The organism is Vibrio sp. UCD-FRSSP16_30, from assembly GCF_001676025.1.
GTDB lineage: Bacteria > Pseudomonadota > Gammaproteobacteria > Enterobacterales > Vibrionaceae > Vibrio.
Window position 1 is genome coordinate 16,251 of sequence record NZ_LZFW01000013.1, and the last position, 23,902, is coordinate 40,152.

Consider the following 23,902-nt stretch of genomic DNA (forward strand, 5'->3'; position numbering starts at 1 on the left):
AAGCTTAAACCCAACTTTTGTCTGTAATGCTTTTTTTTACTATCAACTTCAGTTATTCGGTTAACAAAAGGTTAAGCCTTTATGAAGATTCGCGGTTAAAGTAGTCAAACTTCACTCCGTTGAAGGTAAAAACCGCACAAGGCCATGTTTTGTGTATACACTGGTCTATTAAGTTATTGATTGTTCACTGGGATAAATGGAAGAATTTTACCAAGCACTTACTGTTATAGGGTTGATACTGTATTGGGTATTAGTCGCCGGTGTCACTATACGTGTGGTGATTAAGCGCCGTTCTGTCAGTGTTTCTTTAGCTTGGCTAATGATCATCTATATCCTGCCTATCTTTGGTGTGATCTTTTACTTTTTATTTGGTGAGCTTAATCTTGGCAAAAAAAGGGCTGAGCGAGCGCAAGCGATGTTTAACCCCTATAAAGCATGGTTTCTTAAACTGCTTGATTGTAATGCTCACTTACCTGAAAAAACCCCAACTCACATCACTCACATTGATGAACTCTGCACCAATAGAATGGGCATTCCGGCTCTATGTGGTAACACATTATCACTGCAAGATACCCCTCAAAAGATTCTAAAATCGATTATTGAAGATATTGAAAAGGCGCAACACTTTATTCGGATGGAGTTTTACATCTGGAATGAAGGTGGACAGGCCAACGGTGTCGCAGCGGCATTAATTCAAGCTTCTGGACGCGGAGTACGCTGTCAGATCCTATTAGATGCGGCTGGCAGTGGTAAATTTTTCTCATCGCCTTGGTGCAAAATGATGGTCGAAGCTGGGGTTGAAGTAGTTCAAGCCTTGCAAGTAAACCCTGCTCGTATGTTTCTTCGTCGCCTTGATCTTAGGCAACATCGAAAAATCATCGTGATTGATGATGCGATTGCTTATACCGGCTCAATGAACCTAGTTGACCCCGAGTTTTTCAAACAAGACGCGGGCGTTGGTATGTGGGTGGACGTAATGGTGCGTATTACTGGACCTACAGTAAACGTGTTATCAGCTATCCATTGCTGGGACTGGGAAGTAGAAACTGGTGAGCGTTCTTTCCCAACGCCTCCTGTTTGTCATATCGAACAAGACAACCTTTTGCATCCCATACAAGTTGTGCCATCAGGCCCGGGGATGCCTGAGAACTTAATTCAGCAAGTATTAACCATTGCCATTAGTCGCGCGTCTAAATCCGTCACCATTACTACGCCCTACTTTGTGCCAAGTGAAGAATTGCTGCAAACCTTACGCACCACCGCTCAGCGCGGGGTCAAAGTTGAGCTGATAATTCCTAAGAAAAATGATTCGATTATGGTCGGCTGGGCGTCCAAAGCGTTCTATGCAGAACTGTTGTCTGCCGGTGTGATCATTCATGAATTTGAAGGTGGCTTATTGCACACTAAGTCAGTGGTCATTGATAAAAAATATTGCCTGATTGGCACCGTTAATCTGGATGTTCGTAGCCTTTGGCTTAATTTTGAAGTGACTTTAGTGGTTGATGATAAAGAATTTACTCAGCAGCTTCATTGGTTACAAGAGACCTATATCCAGCAATCAACCGTTGTTGATGAGCAGAGGTGGCGCAATCGTAGTCTGTTAAACCGATTCTTAGAGCGCGCTTTCTATTTATTTAGCCCTATTCTATAAACGACAACACTCAAATATTTCTTGCACTGCCTGCCCTGCTCATGGTTTAAATACGATATAGAAATAACATCAGGGAAGGCAGATGTCCAAAAGTAACTCACCCGTATCTAAAACCACACAACTTATCAGTGCTGGACGCGATAAAAAATACACGCATGGCGTGGTTAATCCTCCGATTCAGCGCGCTTCAACAGTATTATTTGATACGGTAGCGGAAAAAACTCAAGCCACCATCAACCGTGCTAACAAAGCGCTTTTCTATGGTCGTCGTGGCACTCAAACTCACTTCGCATTTCAAGATGCAATGGTTGAGCTAGAAGGCGGATTTGGCTGTGCACTATACCCTTGTGGTACTGCCGCAATTTCTAACGCTATTTTGTCCTTTGTCGAAACAGGCGATCATATCTTGATGGTTGATACCTGTTATGAACCGACTCGCGATTTTTGCGACACTATGCTTAAACGCCTTGGGGTGGAAACGACCTATTACACGCCAACAATTGGTGAAGAGCTGCAATCTCTCATCAAACCTAATACCAAGATTTTATTCTTGGAGTCCCCGGGTTCTGTGACCATGGAAGTGCAAAACGTTCCTTTATTGGCAGAGATTGCGCATAACAATGACATGATGGTTATGTTAGACAACACTTGGGCCGCGGGGCTGCATTTCTCACCCTTTGAGTTTGGTGTAGACATCTCTATTCAAGCCGCTACAAAGTACATTGTGGGTCACTCTGATGTGATGTTAGGGACTGCGATTGCCAATGAAAAATATTGGGATCAGCTGCGCGAAAACAGCTACCTAATGGGACAATGCGTTTCACCTGACGATGCCTACCTTGGCCTGCGCGGTATCCGTACTCTGGATCTTCGCTTGAAACAGCATCAACAAAATAGTCTTAAAGTAGCGAAATGGTTAGCCACTCGCCCAGAAGTGGATCACGTTCGTCATCCAGAGCTTGAAACCTGCCCAGGGCATGAATACTTTAAGCGTGATTTCACCGGTGGTAATGGCTTATTTTCTTTTGTGATGAAGTCTCAAGACAGTAAAGCCACCACTGCGTTTCTTGACGGTATGGCGCTGTTTGGCATGGGATACTCATGGGGTGGCTATGAAAGCCTGATTCTTGCCAATGAACCACGCAGTTTTAATAGCCTGCGCACCGTGGCAAACCCTAATTTCACAGGGACATTATTCCGTTTGCATATTGGTCTTGAGAATGTGGATGATCTTATCCAAGATCTTGAACAAGGTTTTGCTCGTTATAATGCAATCATTAATGCTTAATAACTCACCGCTTATTTAACTGAGTTATCGGTAAAGATAAGGCTTTTTGTATAAGTCATTAGTTGATGCTCTCAAGTAGAGTGCCTCTAATTGACTGTGTATAAGAAGCCTTTTTAATATTTCAAATTCATCCCCTCTTCTATTTTTCCGCTAGACCTATATACTGCGAGCATCAAATAGCAGGTATCAATATGTCTAAAAACACCATCACAATTATCGGTCTATGCAACCCTAAGAGTCCAACCAATGTTGGCGCTGTCATGCGCGCGGCAGGTTGCTATCAAGCTGACGAGGTTCGTTTTAACGGCGAACGTTTCGCAAAAGCGGCTAAATACCATACCGACACTAAAGATATGACCAGTAAAATTGCCCTAAACCAAATGGTCTCTCTAACTGATAATCTTGAATCCGATGTCAAAATTGTGTGTGTTGAACTTGCTGAAGGCGCCACCCCATTGCCACAGTTTCAACACCCTGAAAAGGCCATTTATATATTTGGTCCAGAAGATAGCTCCATTCCACAAGAAATTGTCGATAAAGCCGACGAAGTGGTTTATGTGCCAACCATAGGTTGTATGAACCTTGCCGCAACAGTGAACGTATTGCTGTATGACAAACTGGCTAAATCAAACCAAGAAATAGACCATGCAACGCGAGTTGTGCAAAGCCGTGATGTGAATAATCGCCTCAAGGTTTCTTCTTAAATCTCACTCTTCAAGTACAAATTAAGGTAACAAATGTATCAACTTACCGTTTCATTAGAGCAGTTTCTTGCTGAGTTTTGGCAAAAAAAACCCACCATCATCAAAGGTGGATTTGCCAACTTCCAAGACCCAATCTCTGCGGAAGAGCTTGCTGGATTGACCATGGAAGAAGAAGTCGACTCTCGCTATGTTTCAAATATTAATGGTGAATGGACTGCCGAGCACGGACCTTTTACCGAAGACAAATACGCAAACCTTGATGAAACCAACTGGTCTATTATCGTGCAAGCGGCGAACCACTGGCATCTTGATGCGGCGCAACTTATCGAACCATTTAAAGCGATGCCTCAGTGGTTATTTGACGATCTTATGATCAGTTATTCTGTTAAAGATGGCGGTGTAGGCCCGCATATTGATCAATATGATGTCTTTATTATTCAAGGCAGTGGCAAGCGTCATTGGCGTGTTGGGGAAAAAGATGAAGGTCAATATGCTGAAACCTGTCGTCATAACGCGCTACGTCAAATTGAATCATTTGATTCGATCATTGATGACGTTCTGCAGCCAGGTGACATTTTATATATCCCACCGGGCTTTCCACACGATGGCTATGCTTTAGAGCCTTCAATGAGTTATTCCGTGGGCTTTCGCTCCCCTAAAGAGCAAGAGTTAATCAGTAACTTTGCCGATTATGTTTTAGCCAATGACATTGGTGACGCTCACTTGCACAAGCCAGAGTTAAGTGTTCAAAATAACTTTGGTGAGATTCAATCTAGCGATCTGCACTCTTTAACTCAGATGCTTAAAAGCACGCTTGAAGATGAGCACCGCATCAATGACTTTATGGGTTGCTTACTAAGCCAATCACGCCACCAACTCAATATCATCACACCAGAGTCACAATGGCAAAATGAAGAAGTGGCCAATCACCTAGCCACTGGCGGCATCATCGAAAAAGTAGCAGGATTACGTGCTCTATTTCATGAGCAAGATCCTTGCATCGCTTACATTAACGGTGAGGTCATCAAAGTCGCGAGTAAAGATAGTTTCGCCATCAAATTACTTTGTGGTCAGGAGCATATTAGTGCTCACTGCCTTGCTGATGAACTATCAAACACTGCTGTCATTTCATTAATCTGTGACTTGGTGAATAAAGGCTATTGGTTTATTGACGCATAAACCCAACCTCAAACATCGCTAACACCTAAAAGGTCAGCCACTAAGAGCATCATAAGTATGCATCTGGCTGACCTTTTTTATGATTGCTGTCATTATTAGCCCGTCATCTGAAATTTTCACCTTTGAACTATCACTGCAACTGAATAAAGTTTTTACTCTATTGTTCTCAATTCTCATGTATCAACAGGCAAGACTTTCTAAAAATAACGAGTCAAGTCACGTTTTCTTAAACAGATTAACAAATCATCCGTTCATACTTTGTCACATCTCTATTTAGCACCTAACCTAATCCTTATGTAATACAATATGGATAATGCACACAATTTATAGGGTTATTACTCTATTTTGATTGCATGTTGCAGACAATTTTCAAATGGATTTAAAACACTTACACATCTTTAAAGCAAAGCAAAAGGGCGTGGCCCTTGTTGAATTTGCTGTCGTGTTTAGCCTGTTCTTACTGATAATTTTTACCATTATCGACTTTGCTCTATTTGGCTACGTCAAATTGACTATGCAACATGCTGTCCGTGAAGGGGCTCGATATGCCGTGACTGGACGTACTGATATGGACCTAAGTGACGACCCAATCCGCGAACAAGCCGTTCTTGAAAAAATCTCTCAAAGCTCCAGTGGCATACTCGAAAAAGTCATGAACATTGATGATATTCGAGTTGAAGATATTGATGGTAACGCCCTATCTGGCTTTGGCGATCCTGGGCAATTAGTCAGTATTCATCTTGATTGTGAATGGCCCGTATTAAGCCCTTTGATCTTGCCCTTAGTTGAAGACGGCACTTATAAATTTACCGTTAGCTCTGCCATGAAAAATGAAGAGTTTGAGGATTCTATTTAATGAAGCAACTCAAGGCTAAGCATTATCTTAAAGGGCTAGCCGCCGTCGAAATGACCTTAATATTACCCGTTTTATTATTGATCTTAATGGCGATTTGGGAGTTTACTCAGATACTTCAAGCGCACATTGTATTGCTCAATTTAAGTAGAGAAGGCGCTAACCTGATATCGAGAAGCAGCAGTTATGGGGAACAGGACGTAATGGACATCCTTTCCCACTCATCTAACCCTTTAGACTTAACTCAAAGCGGTACGATGTACATTAACGTTATTTCCAAAGACGGCGATACCACCTATATCTCAAGCCAAACCAAATGGCTCAACGCTACCACACAATTATCCAGTGAAGTTTGGGACGGCTGTACTCAGTGGGATGATGACAATCAGTGCACTTACCCTTCAAGCATTGCTGACCTTAAGCTCAATAGCACTGATTTTCCTCTGCAGCTTGAAGATGGAGAATCAGTGTATGTCGTTGAGGTGCTCTATGAATACACAGCGCCTTCTAGCTTTGTATTTGATAGTGATTTGCTCATCACAGAACGCACGTATTTATAGGAACAAATAGATGTATCACAAAGCAAAAGGACTTGTTTCATTATTAATGGTCATCGCCCTACCTTTTCTCTTAATGTTATCTGGTTTTACCATTGATTCTGGACGGGCTTATTTAGCTAAAGCGCAATTAAATGCGGCGGTTGATGCCGCCGGTATTGCCGCCGCTCGCTCTATTTCCATGGGCACTACCGCGGCAGAAGCGTCAGCCGAGCGATACTTTAATGCCAATATGACCGGACGTTCGTTAGATCTGGATTATAAGATCACTAACATTACTTTTATAACCGATGACTGGGGAAATACCTCTGTTGATGTAGAAGCAAACGCCACCATGCCCGCGGTTTTTACCGGCCTATTAGGTGTGCCTACTTGGAATATTAACGCTCAGTCTCAAACACTACGCCGCCCTGTTGATATTGCGTTAGTGGTTGATAATTCCACCTCTCTTGACGCTGAAATGGCAACCGTAAAAACTCGTGCAATCTCATTTTTAAGTAATTTTAATGAAGATTTTGACCGCATTTCTATTTCTAAATTTGGCTATGGCGCAGAGACTGTCGTTTCATTTTCTAGTGGTGAACGTACACACAATAGAGCAACCAATGAATCGGTCATTAATGCCATGACAGTGCGCACTGATGGCAACACTCATGCCACCAATACCTCGAACGGCTTTTACAAAGCCTACGAGCAATTTTCCGATGATGACGATCAAGCCGCTAACCTAAGAGTCATTGTGCTATTTACCGATGGTGCACCCAGTGCCTTCACCTCTGTACTTAATTTTGATGATGAATTGATGGATAGAGCAAGCTCTATAGCCGCATCAGGATCAACAGCATGGGGTTTAACCAAGGCAGACTCCGTGTTTTCAGAGTTACAGTACGATGGTGATGATGTCTTCTATGGCAGCCAGATAAAGAATCATGGAGTATCGATTCCTAGCAATGGTAAATACAAAGGCTTTAACTTATTTGAAGGTAAAAACTATGATGACAATATTGGAAAGAATTTATCCCTAGGGGAAGAAGTATTTGTCGTGGCTAGGGACCTTCCCGCGACCATTGCGCATGCCGCGCGTGAAGATGGCATTTACGTCTTTACTCTTGGGCTTGGTTCACAACTTCAGAGCCAACAAGGTGTCGAAACAGGAGAAGAATTACTCTATCGAATGGCCAACGACCCTAATATGTCCAGTTCTGATTTTGATGAAGATCAACCGCAAGGACTATACTGCTATGCAGAGTATGAAGAAGATTTAGGTCCCTGCTTTGATAAAATGCTTGATGTCATTATTCGACTCACCATGTAGGGCTAAATTTTAAGGACAGTTCAGAGAGAATATTTTTGCATTCAATCATTATCAAATTAAAATTGATAATATTTCAATGAAACCCCTGTTTATCTGCGAAGGTACTCGGTCTATTATCTGTCCTGTCAAAACAACTTACATTAAGGTCCATCATGACAAAGCTAACTATCGTTGCCAACATTATCGCTAAATCAGACAAAATCGAGCTCGTAAAATCAGAGTTATTAAAATTGATTGATGTGACCCGCGCAGAAGAAGGTTGTATCAATTACGACCTACATCAAGACAATGAAAACCCTGCGCATTTTATGTTTTATGAAAACTGGCAGTCACGCGAACTATGGCAAGTTCACATGAATAATCAACACCTTGCGGATTACATGCTTGCAACCGAAGGTGCAGTAGAGCAATTCCTATTAAATGAAATGACTCACATCGCATAGCATTTACTCAGTTAAATACTGCTCAAACTATCCCCTATCCCAGTGCTTACTAAGCGCTGGGATTTTTTTAGTTAAAAAACACTGTCGCTTTCACATCCAAGCTTTGCTAGATTGACGCAACACACCATTCTTGCCTATTAAAAACCTATGCAGATTCGCAATATCACCGCAGACACAACCTTACCCATTCGCCATAAAGTACTGTGGCCAAATAAGCCCATTGAACATTGTAAAGTTGAAAATGATGACGAGGGTTTGCATTTTGGTGTGTTTGAAAATGACCAACTAGTCTGTGTTGCTTCGGTATTTATCATCAATGGTGAAGCTAGACTGAGAAAATTTGCCACCCTACAAGCCTATCAAGGGCGTGGACTCGGTAAGGCGATGATTCAGCATATCCTTACGGATTTAAAACATCGTAAAGTCACATTATTTTGGTGTGATGCTCGAGAATCAGCGATTGGCTTTTATACGCAATTTAAAATGAGCAAACAAGGTGAGCGATTTTATAAAAGTGATGTTTCCTATTTTAAAATGGCCGTCACTCTTGAGCATTGATACCACTAACGATTAATACAGCGCTTATTCATCACATTCAAATCGTGCAATCCTAGCTTCGGCAAGAGTGCAGTTTGTTATTTCCATCAATTGTGATAATGCCATACTCGGATTTTCAGTTAATAATCGCTGCAAGCGACGTTGCGGCGGTTCTAACTTATCTTGGTGCAGTACCAATGCATCATTGAGTTTTTTAATGATGAACAGCATCCCGTCTGAGCGATGTTGCAAACACTGCGTAAAAGACTGAACATCGATTGCCGTCCCCGTCAATTGCCAATACCGACTGCGCCGCACTCGCTTTAACAAACAGCCATTGCTCACAGCCATCGCCTTAGCCAGTTGCGCTTTTTCACTACCCACTCGATGAATCAGAGAAGGTAGCGCGATGATAATAGGCTCATCAATCACAAGTCACCGATACTTTGATAGCAGTACATAGTTGAACTCAACACAACCAACAAAGTGACGGCGTCACCTATTGCGTAATAGAACACCTTCACTTCCCTAGCCTAACCTGCACTGTGCATGATTAGCTGAATGTTTGAATATAAAGTGCTTCTACCTTATCCCTTGCCCACTGTGTTTTTCGCAAAAATTTAAGAGAAGATTTAATCGAAGGATCATTACTAAAACAGTTCACTCGAATCTCAGCATACAAATCATCCCAACCATAGTGCTCCACTAAACGAGTAAGAATTTTTTCTAAAGAAAGTCCGTGTAATGGATTGTTCGGTTGTTGTTGCGTCATGAATAGCTACCTTGTGAATTGTTGAGTGTCGCTCGTTGCGCTCAATAGGAGTAGGAATATATAGCGATATCGTAAAATATCATCCTTTATTTGCCTTTTATTTTACCTAGTTGTCAGAGGACATTAAAGCTGAAACTTTCTATGGCTTAATGGCTAGATATAAGTTGAGCCAAAGGGTCGCCTAACAAGGTTCAGTCCCTAGGGTGAACACTTATCGACCAATCATGTACATCATCTCCACAAGACGCCGTGAAATCATCCTTGATGGCTTCATTGTGGCATCCATGCCACAAACCCATGTCACAAAGAGTTGTTCCTATAATGCACATGATTTTGTTCAAATAACGTTCCTAATATCACCCCGATTCTACCTCCATATAAGATAGCGATCTTTTTAGTTTGTAAGCCGTGACGACGTACTTTCTATTGGTTCTTGGATAGCTTTAAAATGGATTCTTAACAGGAAGAAACTTGCACACTAACTGTATATGCATACCGTTATCATTCTTTTAAGAACATTGCTCTTTGGTGAGTAGCTTGAAATGAGCCTCATCTGCTTTCAACAAGATGCACGAGGCTATCACGATATATGGTTATGTAAGCTTGGCGATCCCAACGCATGCATGTCCTATTTGCAGCAAGGGCATGAAGGTTTCTCCTTGATTCTCTTATTACTTGATGAACTAAATAGCCAAGTGTGAGGTGAGAACATCAACACTTCATGTCCAACTTATTGTACAAGTATTTACTTGAAGACTACACTTGTCCCATTAAATGTACATGTTGCGAGGTTCTTATGAAGATCGTATCTTTTACTGAAGCTAGAAATAGTCTCAAAGCTGTTTTGGACGGTGTGGTTAATGATGCTGACACCACTATCATTACACGTCGTGATTCTGAAGATGCTGTGGTTATGTCTTTAGACTACTACAACAGCCTTATGGAGACCGTTTACTTACTTCGTTCTCCTCAAAATGCAGAGCACTTAAACCGTTCTATTGCTCAGTATCGTGCAGGTAAAACAACAGCACGAAAGTTGATTGATGAGTAGTAGTCAACGGTTATTATCGTGGACTGATGATGCTTGCGCTGGCTATTTGTATTGGCAAACTCAAGATAAAAAAACGCTAAAGCGCATCAACAAACTCATCAACGATGTGAAACGTTCTCCATTTGATGGCATAGGTAAACCGGAGCCATTAAAAGAGAACTTAACTGATTTTTGGTCTCGTCGTATTGATGACAAAAACAGGCTCGTCTACGCAGTCGATAATCAAGAAATTACGATAATTTCGTGTCGTTACCATTACTAAAATAGGTTTCAGCGAACTGCTATAGATTACTTGTTTTGAGTAATCTCAGTCACGGCAGTTGCAGCATCTAACACGGTTTCAGCAAATGGACGAGGGCTCCAGTCAAACAGCTGTAGTGTTTTACTATTGTCTGCGCGAACATTGATATTCAGTAACCCTACCATCCCCTTTGCTTCACTATCAAAAAGTGCCATAAAGCGCAGTAATAGATTTGGGGCGATGCGTGTGCTTGGGCCTTTGTAGCCATGCTCTTTGAGTATTTTTGCAATCTCTGTAAGGTGGGTTGGCTCTGAACGAGAGGCAAGAATACGCTGACCTGCCGCTTGCGTGTGAGTCATCGCTTGTACGTGGATTATTGCCACATCTCGAACATCGACCATTGGCATCGCCACATTAGCCAGCATTGGAATTTTGCCACGTAGCATCTGATCAATCATAGTCATTGATTGCCCACTAATGTCATCACCTAATGCAGGGCCAAATACGCCACCTGGGTTGACAACAACAAGCTCCATAGCAGAGTCTTGCTCCTCCATGAATTGCCATGCTGCTTGTTCTGCCAAGGTTTTACTTTTAGCGTAAGTACCGATGTCTTTAGAGTGGGTATCAGCCCAATCATTTGGCCCAAATGTGCCACTCTTCATTGTTGCCATCATCGTCATAGCAGAACTGGTCAATACGACTCTCTTAACGCCCGCTTTATTAGCCGCACGTAATACTCGAAGTGAGCCGTCGACCGCAGGCTTGATCATATCATCTTCATGTTTTGGCTCAGCGGCGGCATATGGAGAAGCAACGTGCATGACATATTCACAATCTTTAGCGGCACTATCCCACCCTTTATCGGAAGTCAGATCTAATTCAATAAATGATAATTCACTGACGTCTGTAGAGGCTTTCTGTAACGTATTTTTAATGCTCTGAGCTTTTTTCAAATTACGAATAGAGCCACGCACATGAAAACCTTTATCTAAAAGTTGTTTTGCAATGTGGAGACCAATAAAGCCTGAGATGCCAGTCAGTAACACGGTTTGCTTTGCCATAGTGATGCCTTTGAAGTGTCTTGTGTAATTAAGTACTGGGTGGTACATTAATGGTTGGATATTTAACTGTCAAGAATAAAATACCAGTCGGTACTAAAATATGAATAAAGAAAAGAAAGCATCTCGTGGCCGTCCCAAAAAATTTGACCGTACTCATGTGTTAGATATTGCACTGCAAAATTATTGGAAACACGGTATCAATCAGGTATCGATAAATGAATTGTGTAAATTGGCCAGCGTATCCAAACCGAGTATCTATCGTGAATTTGGCGGGGAAGATGGCTTGATGTGCGCGGTGTTACAGCACTACGAGAGTAGCGTGCTTAGCCCAATGCTAGGCTTTCTAAGTACTGAGGCTGCGTTTGATGAGACGTTGCAAAACCTTGCTTTCTATAGCACTGATGAAGTTCGAGATTCTGATATGCCTAAAGGGTGCCTCTTCGCGAATATGAAAGAATTGCGCTTGAATTTAGGCGAAGCGACGGCAGAGCAAATCAATCTAACTTATGAAAACGTCATATTGGCATTTGAACAGTGGGTCAATGGAGCAAAAGAGAGAGGGGAATTCAAGACTACGACGATGGAAAGTCGATTTGCCGCAATCTACATTTATGCTCAAATCAGCTTTGCTCAATCTCAGATGATGAAAGGAGAAAGCAGTGAAGACGTGCGGGCGATATTACAAGTTGCCCTTTCCGTACTTTAATAGGTAAGAATCGGCAATCAGTGCCTTTATCTATAGAGCTATACCAATGCCTTCCAATACAGCCTAGCCGATTAAAACACCGTATATCAATGACGATAATGGATTTTAACTTGGTATTCGCGGGCTAAACTGAGACAATCCCCACCGAATCTATTTATTAAGGTCAAAGATGAAACTTTTAGTTCGTAACCTTTCACGCCAAATGACTGAACACGAAATTCGTGTTCTATTTTCAGAACACGGTGACGTTACCGTTTGCAACTTAGTACTCGATCAAGAGACTGGCTTGTCTAAGGGTTTTGCTTTTGTTGAAATGCCAAATGTTGACCAAGCAAAAGCAGCAATTGCAGCACTTGATCATGCTAATGTGCAAAAAAGTAAAATTCGCGTGAAACTGGCTAAAATTTAGTTGGTATCAAAAAGGGTGAGGCGTCCCCGCCTCATTCCTCTTATAAAGTGTTGTACTTTTTGCTATTTCGGACGCTTACCCACCTACACTGCCAAAGCAAGATCAGTTGCGTTATTTGCAGTTACTTCCGATCGCTTCCTTCAGACTTTACCGTTGACCAAATTCGTAAGGCAAACAATAAACCGCTAGCTATCTGTTAGTTGCACTACTGTCGCTAAGTTATCGACCAATTCTGTCGCCGAAACTCCTTGCAGTTCAATAGTGAAAGACTCTTCATCTTTCTCCACCGTTAAGAAAGACTGCGTGTCATCACCAGTGATAGTCCCTTCTAATTGAGTCAAAAGAGCATCTAGATCAGCATCAGAAACATCAGAGAATACCTCGCTAAGATCTAACTTATCGCCATCTTCAATTGAGAAATCGATGATGGTGTCAGTCTCGTTGAAAACACGCAAGTCAGCTTGAGTCCATACAAAGGTGTCTGCACCAGAGCCACCTGTCATGATGTCCTCACCCAAACCGCCATCAAGAATGTCATCACCTGCCCCACCTAATAGCAGGTCATCACCTGAGCCACCGGTTAGAATGTCATTACCGCCTTGCCCGAATAAAATATCGTCATCGGCACCACCATATAGAACATCGTCTTTATGACTATCATCCGATTGGTCAAATTCATCAGTATGTTGCGAGATATAGGTGAACATATCTTTGGTATCCACATCTGATTCAAACTGGTTTGTTTTATCTGCGATATATTTTTGTATAGCAGGGACACCCTGAACATCGATACTAGCAAAATTGATTGAGTCACCAAACAAAATATCTGATCCCGCACCAGAAGTAATAGAATCCACTCCAGGATCCAATGATGTGGTTTTGCCCAAGATAACTTCTTCTAAGTCATCCACATCAACATTAGATTCAACAAACTGGTCACTATCAAACTTAACTAAAGTGCTTAAATCGACACCATCTCCAAGACCAATGGCCTCTACAGCCGAGATTAAGTTTAAAATGGCGTAATAATGTTGAGCTTGTTTAACCTCTTCTGTTTTATTATCCCAGCGGTCCGTGAAGACAAAGTCATTATCCTTTGCCGTTATATTGCCAAGCTGTTCACCTGTGTATGATGAATAGAAGTTACCTGCGTTATCAACAACCAAGATATTGTCATAATAGACCTCTGTACCTAAGACGTAGTCTTCTGGCAAAATATCTTCAAGCGTATCAACCTGCCCCAGCGTAGCATCATAACCAACCATAAATGAGCTCAAACTAGCTTCGGTTAATTGAATACCACGGGTAGGTTCACCATCCGTAATGAAGAAGGTTTGGTTCGATGCTCCGTTTTCAGACAGTGAGTCAAACCATTCAATCGTTGTTTCGAATGCTGATTCGTAGTTTGTGGAGCTATTTGCATCAAGCTTACTGACTTCGGTTTGGAATTCTGCTTTTGCCTCTTCAGCACTCATTTTTGATAAATCGATAGAAACGACAACCTGAGCGCCAGTTGCAAACTCGGCAAGCATAACATTCACGACACCCGAATTTTCTTGAGTAGCAACATCTACTATTTGGTTAAAAGCCGATATTATTTCGGTTTTTGCGTCAGTAATAACATCTTTCATACTCCCAGAAGTATCGAGAATAAAGGCAATGTTATAATCTTCTCCTGCTATGATTTGAAAGCCTTGAACATCTCCGACTATTAGCTCATTTGCGTCGGTGCCCACAATATCATCATCACCATAAGAAGCGGTCTTAGTGCTAAATTCACTACTTTCAATAAATAGTGGTAGCTTAGTGCTTGATGAAGCCGTCTCACCAGTACTGGTTTCAGTGGATGTGGCTGTGAATAACACTTCATAATCGCCAGTCTCTGTCACATTCGCTTTTAGCGTTGCAATATCAAGACCTGTAATATCAACCCTACCATTCACATCAACAACAACTTCATTGCCGTTAATATCTTTTATGATTGTACCCTCAGGAAGTCCCTCCAAAGTAAGCAGCAAGGTTTCACTATCATCGGTATCGACTAAACCAGCCGTGAGATCCCAAAGATCAACAAACTCACCCTCAAAGCCTCTAGCGTCAGACGACTCCAGAACAAGGTTATCGACAATAGCTCCATAGCTATTAGAATCTGTCGATTGAACAATTAAACGATAATCACCCTCCTGATCAGAAGGTAAGGTTACCTGAATGTTTCGCTCCCAAGTATTATCGGTTGGACGGAACTCATACAAGGTAACAGCTTCATCCATTATAGGATTACCTTGATCGTCGAGTCTGACCCACAAAATATCTAAGTCACTGTCACCGTCTTCCCAGCGTCTAGCCGCTGCATCAAAGGTGAAACTGTAATATCGTCCTTCTTCTACAGAAATATTGGTGAAGATAGAGTTATCGCCATCATCAGCCTCTACCTCGAGCACAAGATTGCTGCTACTCGCACCAGAGCGGTATGTCGACTCCTGACCAATTTCAACTAGGTTGTCATCATTGGCATACCAAGTACCAAGAGTGCCCCCCCCAAGCACTTCACTTACATCAACGCTAGAGCTCCACGTTTTTCCACTTGGCAGATCCGCATCTTGAAAATTAATGGATGCTTCGGTTCGATCTTGCAAAATAACAAGGTCTGGCTTGTCCGCTACAGGGGTAATATCGACGGTAATTATGGCGTTTTCGCTTTCTGAATTACCGTCACTAATTGTAAAATTAAATTCAGCGTAATCTGATTTTTGATCGCCGACTCCTGAGTCAGAGAAACCGTCAAAGCCAGACTCATTTGCATCTGGAGTAAATCGTAAGCTGCCTGCATCAATATCAGCTTTTGCTATCAAATCACCGACTTGAACGTCTTGCCAAACATTATTGATGAGCACTTCCAACACTCCATCTGCTGGAAGTGTTTTAAATACTACCGACAGTTCTGCATCACTATTATCAACATCACTAGCATTGAATTGGCTCCAAGTGAATACAATTGCCGTATCTTCGGTTCCAGATATAACATTGTTGGATGCTGTTGGTGAGTCATTCAAACGAGTGATGTTCGAGGTATCCGTGCTATCTGATTGATATGTGCCATCGTCGGCTTGAACCGTGATGTCCAACGACTCTAGGCTCAGCTCATCGTTATTGATGGCGGCGACGCCTGCATCGGTTAGCACAACATTGGTGCCATCCAGTACAAAGTAACCATCGTCATTATTTAAAAGCGTGTAAGTGAGATCATCACCATCTGCGTCTGACGCGACAAAAGTAGCAATGACAGTGGTGTTACTCACCGACTCCTCAGTTACATCAACAGCAGTCACCGTGATTTCTGGTGCATTGTCATTCACACGGGTGATGTTCGAGGTATCCGTACTATCTGATTGATACGTGCCATCGTCGGCTTGTACTGTAATGTTCAGCGATTTCAGATCTAGCTCATCATTATTGATGGCGGAGACGCCTGCATCGGTTAGCACAACATTGGTGCCATCCAGTACAAAGTAACCGTCATCGTTATTTAGTAATGCATATGTAAGAGTATCGCCGTCCGCATCTGAAGCCACGAACGTTGCAATGACTGTAGTGTTACTCACCGACTCCTCTGTTACATCCTTCGCCGTGACCGTAATTTCCGGGGCGTTGTCGTTCACACGAGTAATGTTCGAGGTATCCGTACTATCGGATTGATACGTGCCATCATCAGCTTGTACTGTAATGTCCAAYGACTCTAGGCTCAGCTCATCGTTATTGATGGCGGCGACACCGGCATCCGTTAACACAACGTTGGTTCCATCTAATACGAAGTAGCCGTCATCGTTATTTAGCAATGTATATGTAAGAGGATCGCCATCTGCGTCTGACGCTACAAAAGTAGCAATGACAGTGGTGTTACTCACCGACTCTTCCGTTACATCAACAGCAGTGACTGTGATTTCCGGCGCGTTGTCGTTAACACGAGTGATGTTCGAGGTATCCGTGCTATCGAATTGATATTTACCATCGTCGGCTTGAACCGTAATGTCCAATGACTCTAGGCTCAGCTCATCGTTATTGATGGCGGCGACACCGGCATCGGTTAGCACAACGTTGGTTCCGTCTAATACGAAGTAGCCATCGTCATTATTTAATAACGTATAAGTGAGGTCATCACCATCCGGATCTGACGCTACGAAAGTTGCAATGACAGTGGTATTACTCACTGACTCCTCAGTTACATCAACAGCAGTGACTGTTATTTCAGGCGCGTTATCGTTGACACGAGTGATGTCCGAGGTATCCGTGCTATCGGATTGATACGTGCCATCATCCGCTTGAACCGTAATGTCCAACGACTCCAGATCTAGCTCATCATTGTTGATTGCTACTACACCGGCATCCGTCAGAACTACATTGGTGCCATCCAGTACGAAGTAGCCGTTATCGTTGTTTAATAGCGTGTAACTTAGATCATCGCCGTCTGCATCTGACGCTACGAACGTTGCAATAACAGTGGTGTTACTCACTGACTCCTCAGTCACATCCTTCGCCGTCACCGTAATTTCCGGTGCGTTGTCGTTGACGCGAGTGATGTTCGAGGTATCCGTACTATCGGATTGATACGTGCCATCGTCAGCTTGAACCGTAATGTTCAACGACTCTAGATCTAGCTCATCATTATTGATGGCTGCTACACCGGCATCCGTAAGAACTACGTTCGTACCATCAAGAATAAAGTAACCGTCATCGTTATTTAATAGCGTATAAGTTAGGTCATCACCATCCGGATCTGACGCCACAAAAGTTGCAATAACAGTAGTGTTGCTTACAGACTCTTCCGTTACATCAACAGCAGTCACTGTGATTTCCGGTGCATTGTCGTTGACACGAGTGATGTTCGAGGTATCCGTGCTATCGGATTGATATGTGCCATCATCGGCTTGAACCGTAATGTCCAACGACTCCAGATCTAGCTCATCGTTGTTGATGGCTGCTACACCCGCATCCGTCAGAACGACATTAGTGCCATCCAGTACGAAGTAGCCGTTATCGTTGTTTAATAGCGTGTAAGTTAGATCATCGCCGTCTGCATCTGACGCGACAAAAGTTGCAATAACAGTGGTGTTACTCACTGACTCCTCAGTCACATCCTTCGCCGTCACCATAACTTCCGGCGCGTTGTCGTTAACACGAGTGATGTTCGAGGTATCCGTGCTATCTGATTGATATTTACCGTCATCGGCTTGAACCGTGATGTCCAACGACTCCAGATCTAGCTCATCATTGTTGATGGCCGCGACGCCTGCATCGGTCAAAACGACGTTCGTACCATCAAGAATAAAGTAACCGTCATCGTTATTTAATAGCGTATAAGTGAGGTCATCTGCATCTGAAGCCACAAAAGTTGCAATAACAGTAGTGTTGCTTACAGACTCTTCCGTTACATCAATAGCCGTCACCGCGATTTCTGGTGCGTTGTCGTTCACTCGGGTGATGTTCGACGTATCCGTGCTATCGGATTGATATGTGCCATCGTCAGCTTGAACCGTAATGTTCAGCGACTCTAGATCTAGCTCATCATTGTTGATGGCCGCGACACCGGTATCGGTTAGCACAACATTGGTTCCGTCTAATACAAAGTAGCCATCGTCATTATTTAATAGCGTATAAGTGAGGTCATCACCATCCGCATCTGAAGCCACAAAAGTTGCAATAACAGTAGTGTTGCTTACAGACTCTTCCGTTACATCAACAGCAGTCACCGCGATTTCTGGTGCGTTGTCGTTGACACGAGTGATGTCCGACGTATCCGTGCTATCGGATTGATACTTACCATCATCCGCTTGAACCGTAATGTCCAACGACTCTAGATCTAGCTCATCATTGTTGATGGCCGCTACACCGGAATCCGTCAGAACGACATTAGTGCCATCCAGTACAAAGTATCCATTGTCGTTGTTTAAAAGTGTATAACTGAGATCATCGCCGTCAGCATCACTTGCCACGAACGTTGCAATGACTGTGGTGTTGCTCACCGACTCTTCCGTTACATCAACAGCAGTGACGGTGATTTCCGGCGCGTTGTCGTTAACACGAGTGATGTTCGAGGTATCCGTGCTATCGAATTGATACTTACCATCGTCGGCTTGAACCGTAATGTCCAATGACTCTAGGCTCAGCTCATCGTTATTGATAGCTGCTACACCGGCATCCGTTAGCACAACGTTGGTTCCGTCTAATATGAAGTAACCATCGTCATTATTTAACAGCGTGTAACTGAGATCATCACCATCTGCATCTGATGCTACAAAAGTAGCAATGACTGTAGTGTTGCTTACCGACTCTTCCGTTACATCAACAGCAGTAACGGTGATTTCCGGTGCATTATCGTTCACGCGAGTGATGTTCGAAGTATCCGTGCTATCTGATTGATATTTACCGTCATCGGCTTGAACCGTGATGTCCAACGACTCCAGATCTAGCTCATCATTGTTGATGGCCGCGACGCCTGCATCGGTCAAAACGACGTTCGTACCATCAAGAATAAAGTAACCGTCATCGTTATTTAATAGCGTATAAGTGAGGTCATCACCATCCGCATCTGAAGCCACAAAAGCTGCAATAACAGTAGTGTTGCTTACAGACTCTTCCGTTACATCAACAGCAGTCACCGCGATTTCTGGTGCGTTGTCGTTCACTCGGGTGATGTTCGACGTATCCGTGCTATCGGATTGATATGTGCCATCGTCAGCTTGAACCGTAATGTTCAGCGACTCTAGATCTAGCTCATCATTGTTGATGGCCGCGACACCGGCATCGGTCAGAACTACGTTCGTACCATCAAGAGTAAAGTAGCCGTCATCGTTATTTAGCAATGTATATGTAAGAGTATCGCCATCTGCATCTGAAGCCACGAACGTCGCAATGACTGTAGTGTTACTCACTGACTCTTCCGTCACATCCTTCGCGGTGACCGTGATTTCCGGTGCGTTATCGTTGACACGAGTTATGTCCGAGGTATCCGTGCTATCGGATTGATACGTGCCATCGTCAGCTTGAACCGTAATGTTCAGCGACTCTAGATCTAGCTCATCATTGTTGATTGCTGCTACACCCGCATCCGTCAGAACGACATTAGTGCCATCCAGTACGAAGTAGCTGTTATCGTTGTTTAATAGCGTGTAACTTAGATCATCGCCGTCTGCATCACTTGCCACGAACGTTGCAATGACGGTGGTGTTGCTTACAGACTCTTCCGTTACATCAACAGAAGTGACGGTGATTTCCGGTGCGTTGTCGTTGACGCGAGTGATGTTCGATGTATCCGTACTATCGGATTGATATGTGCCATCGTCGGCCTGAACCGTGATGTTCAACGACTCAAGATCTAGCTCATCATTATTGATAGCCGCGACACCGGCATCGGTTAGCACGACATCATTGCCTACTAATTTGAAGTAGCCATCATCGTTATTTAATAGTGTGTAACTGAGATCATCACCATCTGCATCTGACGCTACAAAAGTAGCAATGACAGTGGTGTTACTCACAGACTCCTCAGTCACATCCTTCGCCGTGACCGTGATTTCCGGTGCGTTGTCGTTGACGCGGGTGATGTTCGACGTATCCGTGCTATCTGATTGATATGTGCCATCGTCAGCTTGAACCGTAATGTTCAGCGACTCTAGATCTAGCTCATCATTGTTGATGGCCGCGACACCGGCATCGGTTAGCACAACGTTGGTTCCGTCTAATACGAAGTAACCATCGTCATTATTTAAAAGGATGTAAGTGAGATCATCACCATCCGCATCTGAAGCCACAAAAGTTGCAATGACGGTAGTGTTGCTCACCGACTCTTCCGTTACATCAACAGCAGTGACGGTGATTTCCGGTGCGTTGTCGTTAACACGAGTGATGTTCGAGGTATCCGTGCTATCGGATTGATACGTGCCATCGTCGGCTTGAACCGTAATGTTCAGCGATTTCAGATCTAGCTCATCATTGTTGATTGCGGCTACACCGGCATCCGTTAGAACGACATTGGTGCCATCCAGTACAAAGTAACCGTTGTCATTGTTAAGTAACGTATAAGTCAGGTCATCGCCATCTGCATCTGACGCAACAAAGGTGGCAATGACTGTGGTGTTGCTTACTGACTCTTCCGTCACATCCTTCGCCGTCACCGTGATTTCCGGTGCGTTGTCGTTGACACGAGTAATGTCCGAGGTATCCGTGCTATCGGATTGATACTTACCATCATCCGCTTGAACCGTAATGTTCAGCGACTCTAGATCTAGCTCATCATTGTTGATGGCCGCGACACCCGCATCGGTTAGCACAACGTTGGTTCCGTCTAATACAAAGTAACCATCATCATTATTTAATAGCGTGTAAGTCAGATCATCGCCATCTGCATCTGACGCAACAAAGGTTGCAATGACGGTGGTATTACTCACTGACTCTTCCGTCACATCCTTCGCCGTCACCGTGATTTCTGGTGCGTTGTCGTTCACTCGGGTGATGTTCGACGTATCCGTGCTATCGGATTGATATTTACCATCATCGGCTTGAACCGTAATGCCCAACGACTCCAGATCTAGCTCATCATTATTGATAGCAGTGACGCCGGCATCGGTCAGAACAACGTTCGTACCATCAAGAGCAAAGTAGCCGTCATCGTTATTTAGCAATTTATATGTAAGAGGATCGCCATCTGCGTCTGACGCTACGAAAGTTGCAATGACGGTGGTATTACTCACTGACTCTTCCGTCACATCCTTCGCCGTCACCGTGATTTCTGGTGCGTTGTCGTTCACACGAGTGATGTTCGACGTATCCGTACTATCGGATTGATATGTGCCATCGTCGGCCTGAACCGTGATGTTCAACGACTCAAGATCTAGCTCATCATTATTGATAGCCGCGACACCGGCATCCGTTAACACAACGTTGGTTCCGTCTAATACAAAGTAACCATCATCATTATTTAATAGCGTATAAGTGAGGTCATCACCATCCGCATCTGAAGCCACAAAAGTTGCAATAACAGTAGTGTTGCTTACAGACTCTTCCGTTACATCAACAGCAGTGACTGTAATTTCCGGTGCGTTGTCGTTGACGCGAGTAATGTTCGCCGTATCCGTGCTATCGGATTGATACTTGCCATCGTCGGCTTGAACCGTAATGTCCAATGACTCTAGGCTCAGCTCATCGTTATTGATGGCGGCGACACCGGCATTCGTTAACACAACGTTGGTTCCATCTAATACGAAGTAACCATCGTCATTATTTAAAAGGGTGTAAGTGAGATCATCACCATCTGCGTCTGACGCGACAAAGGTTGCAATGACAGTAGTGTTGCTCACAAACTCCTCAGTCACATCCTTCGCCGTCACCGCGATTTCTGGTGCGTTGTCGTTGACGCGAGTGATGTTCGAGGTATCCGTACTATCGGATTGATACTTACCATCATCCGCTTGAACCGTAATGTCCAATGACTCTAGATCTAGCTCATCATTATTGATAGCCGTGACACCGGCATCGGTCAGAACAACGTTCGTACCATCAAGAATAAAGTAACCGTCATCGTTATTTAGCAATCTATATGTAAGAGTATCGCCATCTGCGTCTGACGCTACGAAAGTTGCAATGACGGTGGTATTACTCACTGACTCTTCAGTCACATCCTTCGCAGTGACCGTGATTTCTGGCGCGTTATCGTTGACGCGAGTGATGTCCGAGGTATCCGTGCTATCGGATTGATACTTGCCATCGTCAGCTTGAACTGTGATATTCAGTGACTCCAGATCTAGCTCATCATTATTGATAGCTGCTACACCGGCATCCGTTAACACAACGTTTGTTCCATCTAATACGAAGTAGCCATCGTCGTTATTTAATAGCGTGTAACTGAGATCATCACCGTCTGCATCTGACGCTACGAAAGTTGCAATGACGGTGGTATTACTCACTGACTCTTCCGTCACATCCTTCGCCGTCACCATGATTTCCGGCGCGTCATTTTCTGGTTCAACGGTCACTACCAGTTCTGCAGAAGACTGCAGTCCATCTTCGTCTTCTATGACATAAATGATCTTTACGTCGCCGTTGAAATTTTCAGAGGGAGTAAACTTAACCTTGCCATCTACAATGTTTACTGAGCCTTGTGAAGGATCAGCGAGCGATATATCTTTCAGGGTGATTTGATCGCCATCAACATCTAAATCGTTCTCAAGAACATCAATTATAACAGGGGTATCTTCTTGGGTTATTACTTGGTCATCAACTGCAGTAGGGGCATCATTGACAGGTACTACAATGACGACTGCGGTTGCGCTGTCTTCATTTCCACTGCTATCTCTGATCGTGTATTCAATCTCAGCTTCGCCATTGAAATCTTTCGCCGGTTTGAAATAGTAGCTGCCGTCTGGATTTTGATGGACGGTACCCTGGTCTGCAGGAACGGTCACATTAACAATTTCGATGTCATTAAAGTCGACAAAATCGTTATTCAATAAGTCCAACTCTACATTTTGATCCTCTAGGGTCTCTAAAAGATCGTCAATTGCCGTAGGAATAACAATTTTGTCATCTTGGGGCTCTGAACCCTCAACTGGTAGGAGAACTGTATTGGCATCAGCAATGAACTGATTGAACGCACTCTTTTGTTCGTCTGTGAACTGATAGCCAGTAAAACCTTCTGTTTCAAAGGCTGTCTGGGCAATAGTTTCCGCGTTGTCCCTTTGTACGGCGCTAGTCGTGGTTAGACTAGATCCCGAATCTTCTCCCGTCACAGTCTCCGTGCTTTCTACTTGTGTAGGATCTTTAGCATTTTGAACGTTATTAGCGACGAGTTCGTCGGAAGAATTTAGCTCTGCTTGGGTTACTTTAAGTTCTCTAACTAAATCATCGGGAACAGTTATAGCAGTATCACCAACTGACAAAACGACTTCGCCATTTTGAGGTATATAACCTTCATTAGCTAATTTTAAGTTACCTTGTGCGTCGATAACTAACCATGCATCGCCAGAAATTACTTGCTGGGCAATCGAGATACTATCCATGTTGTCTCCACTAAACTCTTTTAGCTTTAAATGTTGATGCGCTAAATCCATTGCGCCTAACTAAAACTTACCATGCGACCG

17 protein-coding genes are annotated in these 23,902 nt (G+C 43.5%); 13 read left to right on the forward strand and 4 right to left on the reverse strand.

Annotation, left to right across the window (positions count from 1 at the left end):
• Positions 1-196 precede the first annotated feature (196 nt).
• The 9 genes from cls (at position 197) to A9260_RS07365 (ending at position 8,548) form a co-directional block, all read left to right on the forward strand.
• Positions 197-1,651 (forward strand): cardiolipin synthase, encoded by a 1,455-nt coding sequence (gene cls / locus A9260_RS07325; protein ID WP_068697618.1) that lies wholly within the window; start codon positions 197-199, stop codon positions 1,649-1,651.
• Positions 1,652-1,733: 82 nt separating this feature from the next.
• The gene (locus A9260_RS07330; RefSeq protein ID WP_068697620.1) at positions 1,734-2,939 is read left to right on the forward strand and encodes a cystathionine beta-lyase; all 1,206 of its coding nucleotides are present in this window, start codon (positions 1,734-1,736) and stop codon (positions 2,937-2,939) included.
• A 191-nt stretch (positions 2,940-3,130) separates the two neighbouring features.
• A complete protein-coding gene (locus A9260_RS07335; RefSeq protein ID WP_068697625.1) occupies positions 3,131-3,643 on the forward strand; it encodes an RNA methyltransferase in 513 nt (170 codons plus the stop codon).
• A gap of 33 nt (positions 3,644-3,676) precedes the next feature.
• Positions 3,677-4,822, forward strand: a complete 1,146-nt coding sequence (locus A9260_RS07340) for a ribosomal protein uL16 3-hydroxylase (RefSeq protein WP_068697627.1) — start codon at positions 3,677-3,679, stop codon at positions 4,820-4,822.
• A gap of 373 nt (positions 4,823-5,195) precedes the next feature.
• Entirely contained in the window at positions 5,196-5,678 is a 483-nt protein-coding gene (locus A9260_RS07345; RefSeq protein WP_068697628.1) for a TadE/TadG family type IV pilus assembly protein, read from the forward strand.
• Entirely contained in the window at positions 5,678-6,235 is a 558-nt protein-coding gene (locus A9260_RS07350) for a TadE/TadG family type IV pilus assembly protein (protein WP_068697629.1), read from the forward strand. The genes A9260_RS07345 and A9260_RS07350 overlap by 1 nt, the downstream gene beginning before the upstream one ends.
• Positions 6,236-6,245: 10 nt before the next feature.
• Positions 6,246-7,547: a vWA domain-containing protein gene (locus tag A9260_RS07355; protein WP_068697630.1), complete on the forward strand. Its 1,302-nt coding sequence runs from the start codon at positions 6,246-6,248 to the stop codon at positions 7,545-7,547.
• A gap of 152 nt (positions 7,548-7,699) precedes the next feature.
• Positions 7,700-7,990, forward strand: a complete 291-nt coding sequence (locus tag A9260_RS07360; protein WP_068697631.1) for a putative quinol monooxygenase — start codon at positions 7,700-7,702, stop codon at positions 7,988-7,990.
• Positions 7,991-8,137: 147 nt separating this feature from the next.
• Entirely contained in the window at positions 8,138-8,548 is a 411-nt protein-coding gene (locus tag A9260_RS07365) for a GNAT family N-acetyltransferase (RefSeq protein WP_068697633.1), read from the forward strand.
• 24 nt (positions 8,549-8,572) lie between these two features.
• Here the strand turns inward: A9260_RS07365 and A9260_RS07370 are convergent, their stop codons facing one another.
• Positions 8,573-8,959, reverse strand: a complete 387-nt coding sequence (locus A9260_RS07370) for a ribosome recycling factor family protein (protein ID WP_197485224.1) — start codon at positions 8,957-8,959, stop codon at positions 8,573-8,575.
• Between the two features lie 121 nt (positions 8,960-9,080).
• Positions 9,081-9,299: a VF530 family DNA-binding protein gene (locus A9260_RS07375; protein WP_068697635.1), complete on the reverse strand. Its 219-nt coding sequence runs from the start codon at positions 9,297-9,299 to the stop codon at positions 9,081-9,083.
• Between the two features lie 796 nt (positions 9,300-10,095).
• Between A9260_RS07375 and A9260_RS07380 the strand changes: the two genes are divergently transcribed.
• Complete coding sequence (locus tag A9260_RS07380) at positions 10,096-10,350, forward strand: type II toxin-antitoxin system Phd/YefM family antitoxin (RefSeq protein WP_068697637.1); 255 nt, start codon at positions 10,096-10,098, stop codon at positions 10,348-10,350.
• Positions 10,343-10,612, forward strand: coding sequence for a Txe/YoeB family addiction module toxin (locus A9260_RS07385; RefSeq protein ID WP_068697638.1), 270 nt, complete (start codon positions 10,343-10,345; stop codon positions 10,610-10,612). The genes A9260_RS07380 and A9260_RS07385 overlap by 8 nt, the downstream gene beginning before the upstream one ends.
• Positions 10,613-10,638: 26 nt before the next feature.
• Here A9260_RS07385 and A9260_RS07390 read toward each other — a convergent pair whose 3' ends face one another.
• The gene (locus A9260_RS07390; RefSeq protein ID WP_068697640.1) at positions 10,639-11,655 is read right to left on the reverse strand and encodes an SDR family oxidoreductase; all 1,017 of its coding nucleotides are present in this window, start codon (positions 11,653-11,655) and stop codon (positions 10,639-10,641) included.
• A 100-nt stretch (positions 11,656-11,755) separates the two neighbouring features.
• Between A9260_RS07390 and A9260_RS07395 the strand changes: the two genes are divergently transcribed.
• Both A9260_RS07395 and A9260_RS07400 read left to right on the forward strand, forming a co-directional pair.
• Positions 11,756-12,361, forward strand: a complete 606-nt coding sequence (locus A9260_RS07395; protein ID WP_068697642.1) for a TetR/AcrR family transcriptional regulator — start codon at positions 11,756-11,758, stop codon at positions 12,359-12,361.
• Between the two features lie 169 nt (positions 12,362-12,530).
• Positions 12,531-12,770, forward strand: a complete 240-nt coding sequence (locus A9260_RS07400) for an RNA recognition motif domain-containing protein (protein ID WP_068697643.1) — start codon at positions 12,531-12,533, stop codon at positions 12,768-12,770.
• A 185-nt stretch (positions 12,771-12,955) separates the two neighbouring features.
• On the opposite strand, the gene A9260_RS07405 is transcribed toward A9260_RS07400, so the two are convergent.
• On the reverse strand, positions 12,956-23,821 hold the full coding sequence (locus tag A9260_RS07405; RefSeq protein ID WP_197485225.1) for a tandem-95 repeat protein: 10,866 nt from the start codon (positions 23,819-23,821) through the stop codon (positions 12,956-12,958).
• Between the last annotated feature and the right edge of the window lie 81 nt (positions 23,822-23,902).

Excerpts from the sequence above, each read along its gene's own strand:
- A9260_RS07355 (WP_068697630.1), top strand. The coding sequence starts at position 6,246 with ATGTATCACAAAGCAAAAGGACTTGTTTCATTATTAATGGTCATCGCC.
- A9260_RS07390 (WP_068697640.1), bottom strand. The coding sequence starts at position 11,655 with ATGGCAAAGCAAACCGTGTTACTGACTGGCATCTCAGGCTTTATTGGT.
- A9260_RS07340 (WP_068697627.1), top strand. The coding sequence starts at position 3,677 with ATGTATCAACTTACCGTTTCATTAGAGCAGTTTCTTGCTGAGTTTTGG.
- A9260_RS07395 (WP_068697642.1), top strand. The coding sequence starts at position 11,756 with ATGAATAAAGAAAAGAAAGCATCTCGTGGCCGTCCCAAAAAATTTGAC.
- A9260_RS07330 (WP_068697620.1), top strand. The coding sequence starts at position 1,734 with ATGTCCAAAAGTAACTCACCCGTATCTAAAACCACACAACTTATCAGT.
- A9260_RS07350 (WP_068697629.1), top strand. The coding sequence starts at position 5,678 with ATGAAGCAACTCAAGGCTAAGCATTATCTTAAAGGGCTAGCCGCCGTC.
- A9260_RS07365 (WP_068697633.1), top strand. The coding sequence starts at position 8,138 with ATGCAGATTCGCAATATCACCGCAGACACAACCTTACCCATTCGCCAT.
- A9260_RS07380 (WP_068697637.1), top strand. The coding sequence starts at position 10,096 with ATGAAGATCGTATCTTTTACTGAAGCTAGAAATAGTCTCAAAGCTGTT.
- A9260_RS07385 (WP_068697638.1), top strand. The coding sequence starts at position 10,343 with ATGAGTAGTAGTCAACGGTTATTATCGTGGACTGATGATGCTTGCGCT.
- A9260_RS07400 (WP_068697643.1), top strand. The coding sequence starts at position 12,531 with ATGAAACTTTTAGTTCGTAACCTTTCACGCCAAATGACTGAACACGAA.
- A9260_RS07375 (WP_068697635.1), bottom strand. The coding sequence starts at position 9,299 with ATGACGCAACAACAACCGAACAATCCATTACACGGACTTTCTTTAGAA.
- A9260_RS07345 (WP_068697628.1), top strand. The coding sequence starts at position 5,196 with ATGGATTTAAAACACTTACACATCTTTAAAGCAAAGCAAAAGGGCGTG.
- cls (WP_068697618.1), top strand. The coding sequence starts at position 197 with ATGGAAGAATTTTACCAAGCACTTACTGTTATAGGGTTGATACTGTAT.
- A9260_RS07335 (WP_068697625.1), top strand. The coding sequence starts at position 3,131 with ATGTCTAAAAACACCATCACAATTATCGGTCTATGCAACCCTAAGAGT.
- A9260_RS07360 (WP_068697631.1), top strand. The coding sequence starts at position 7,700 with ATGACAAAGCTAACTATCGTTGCCAACATTATCGCTAAATCAGACAAA.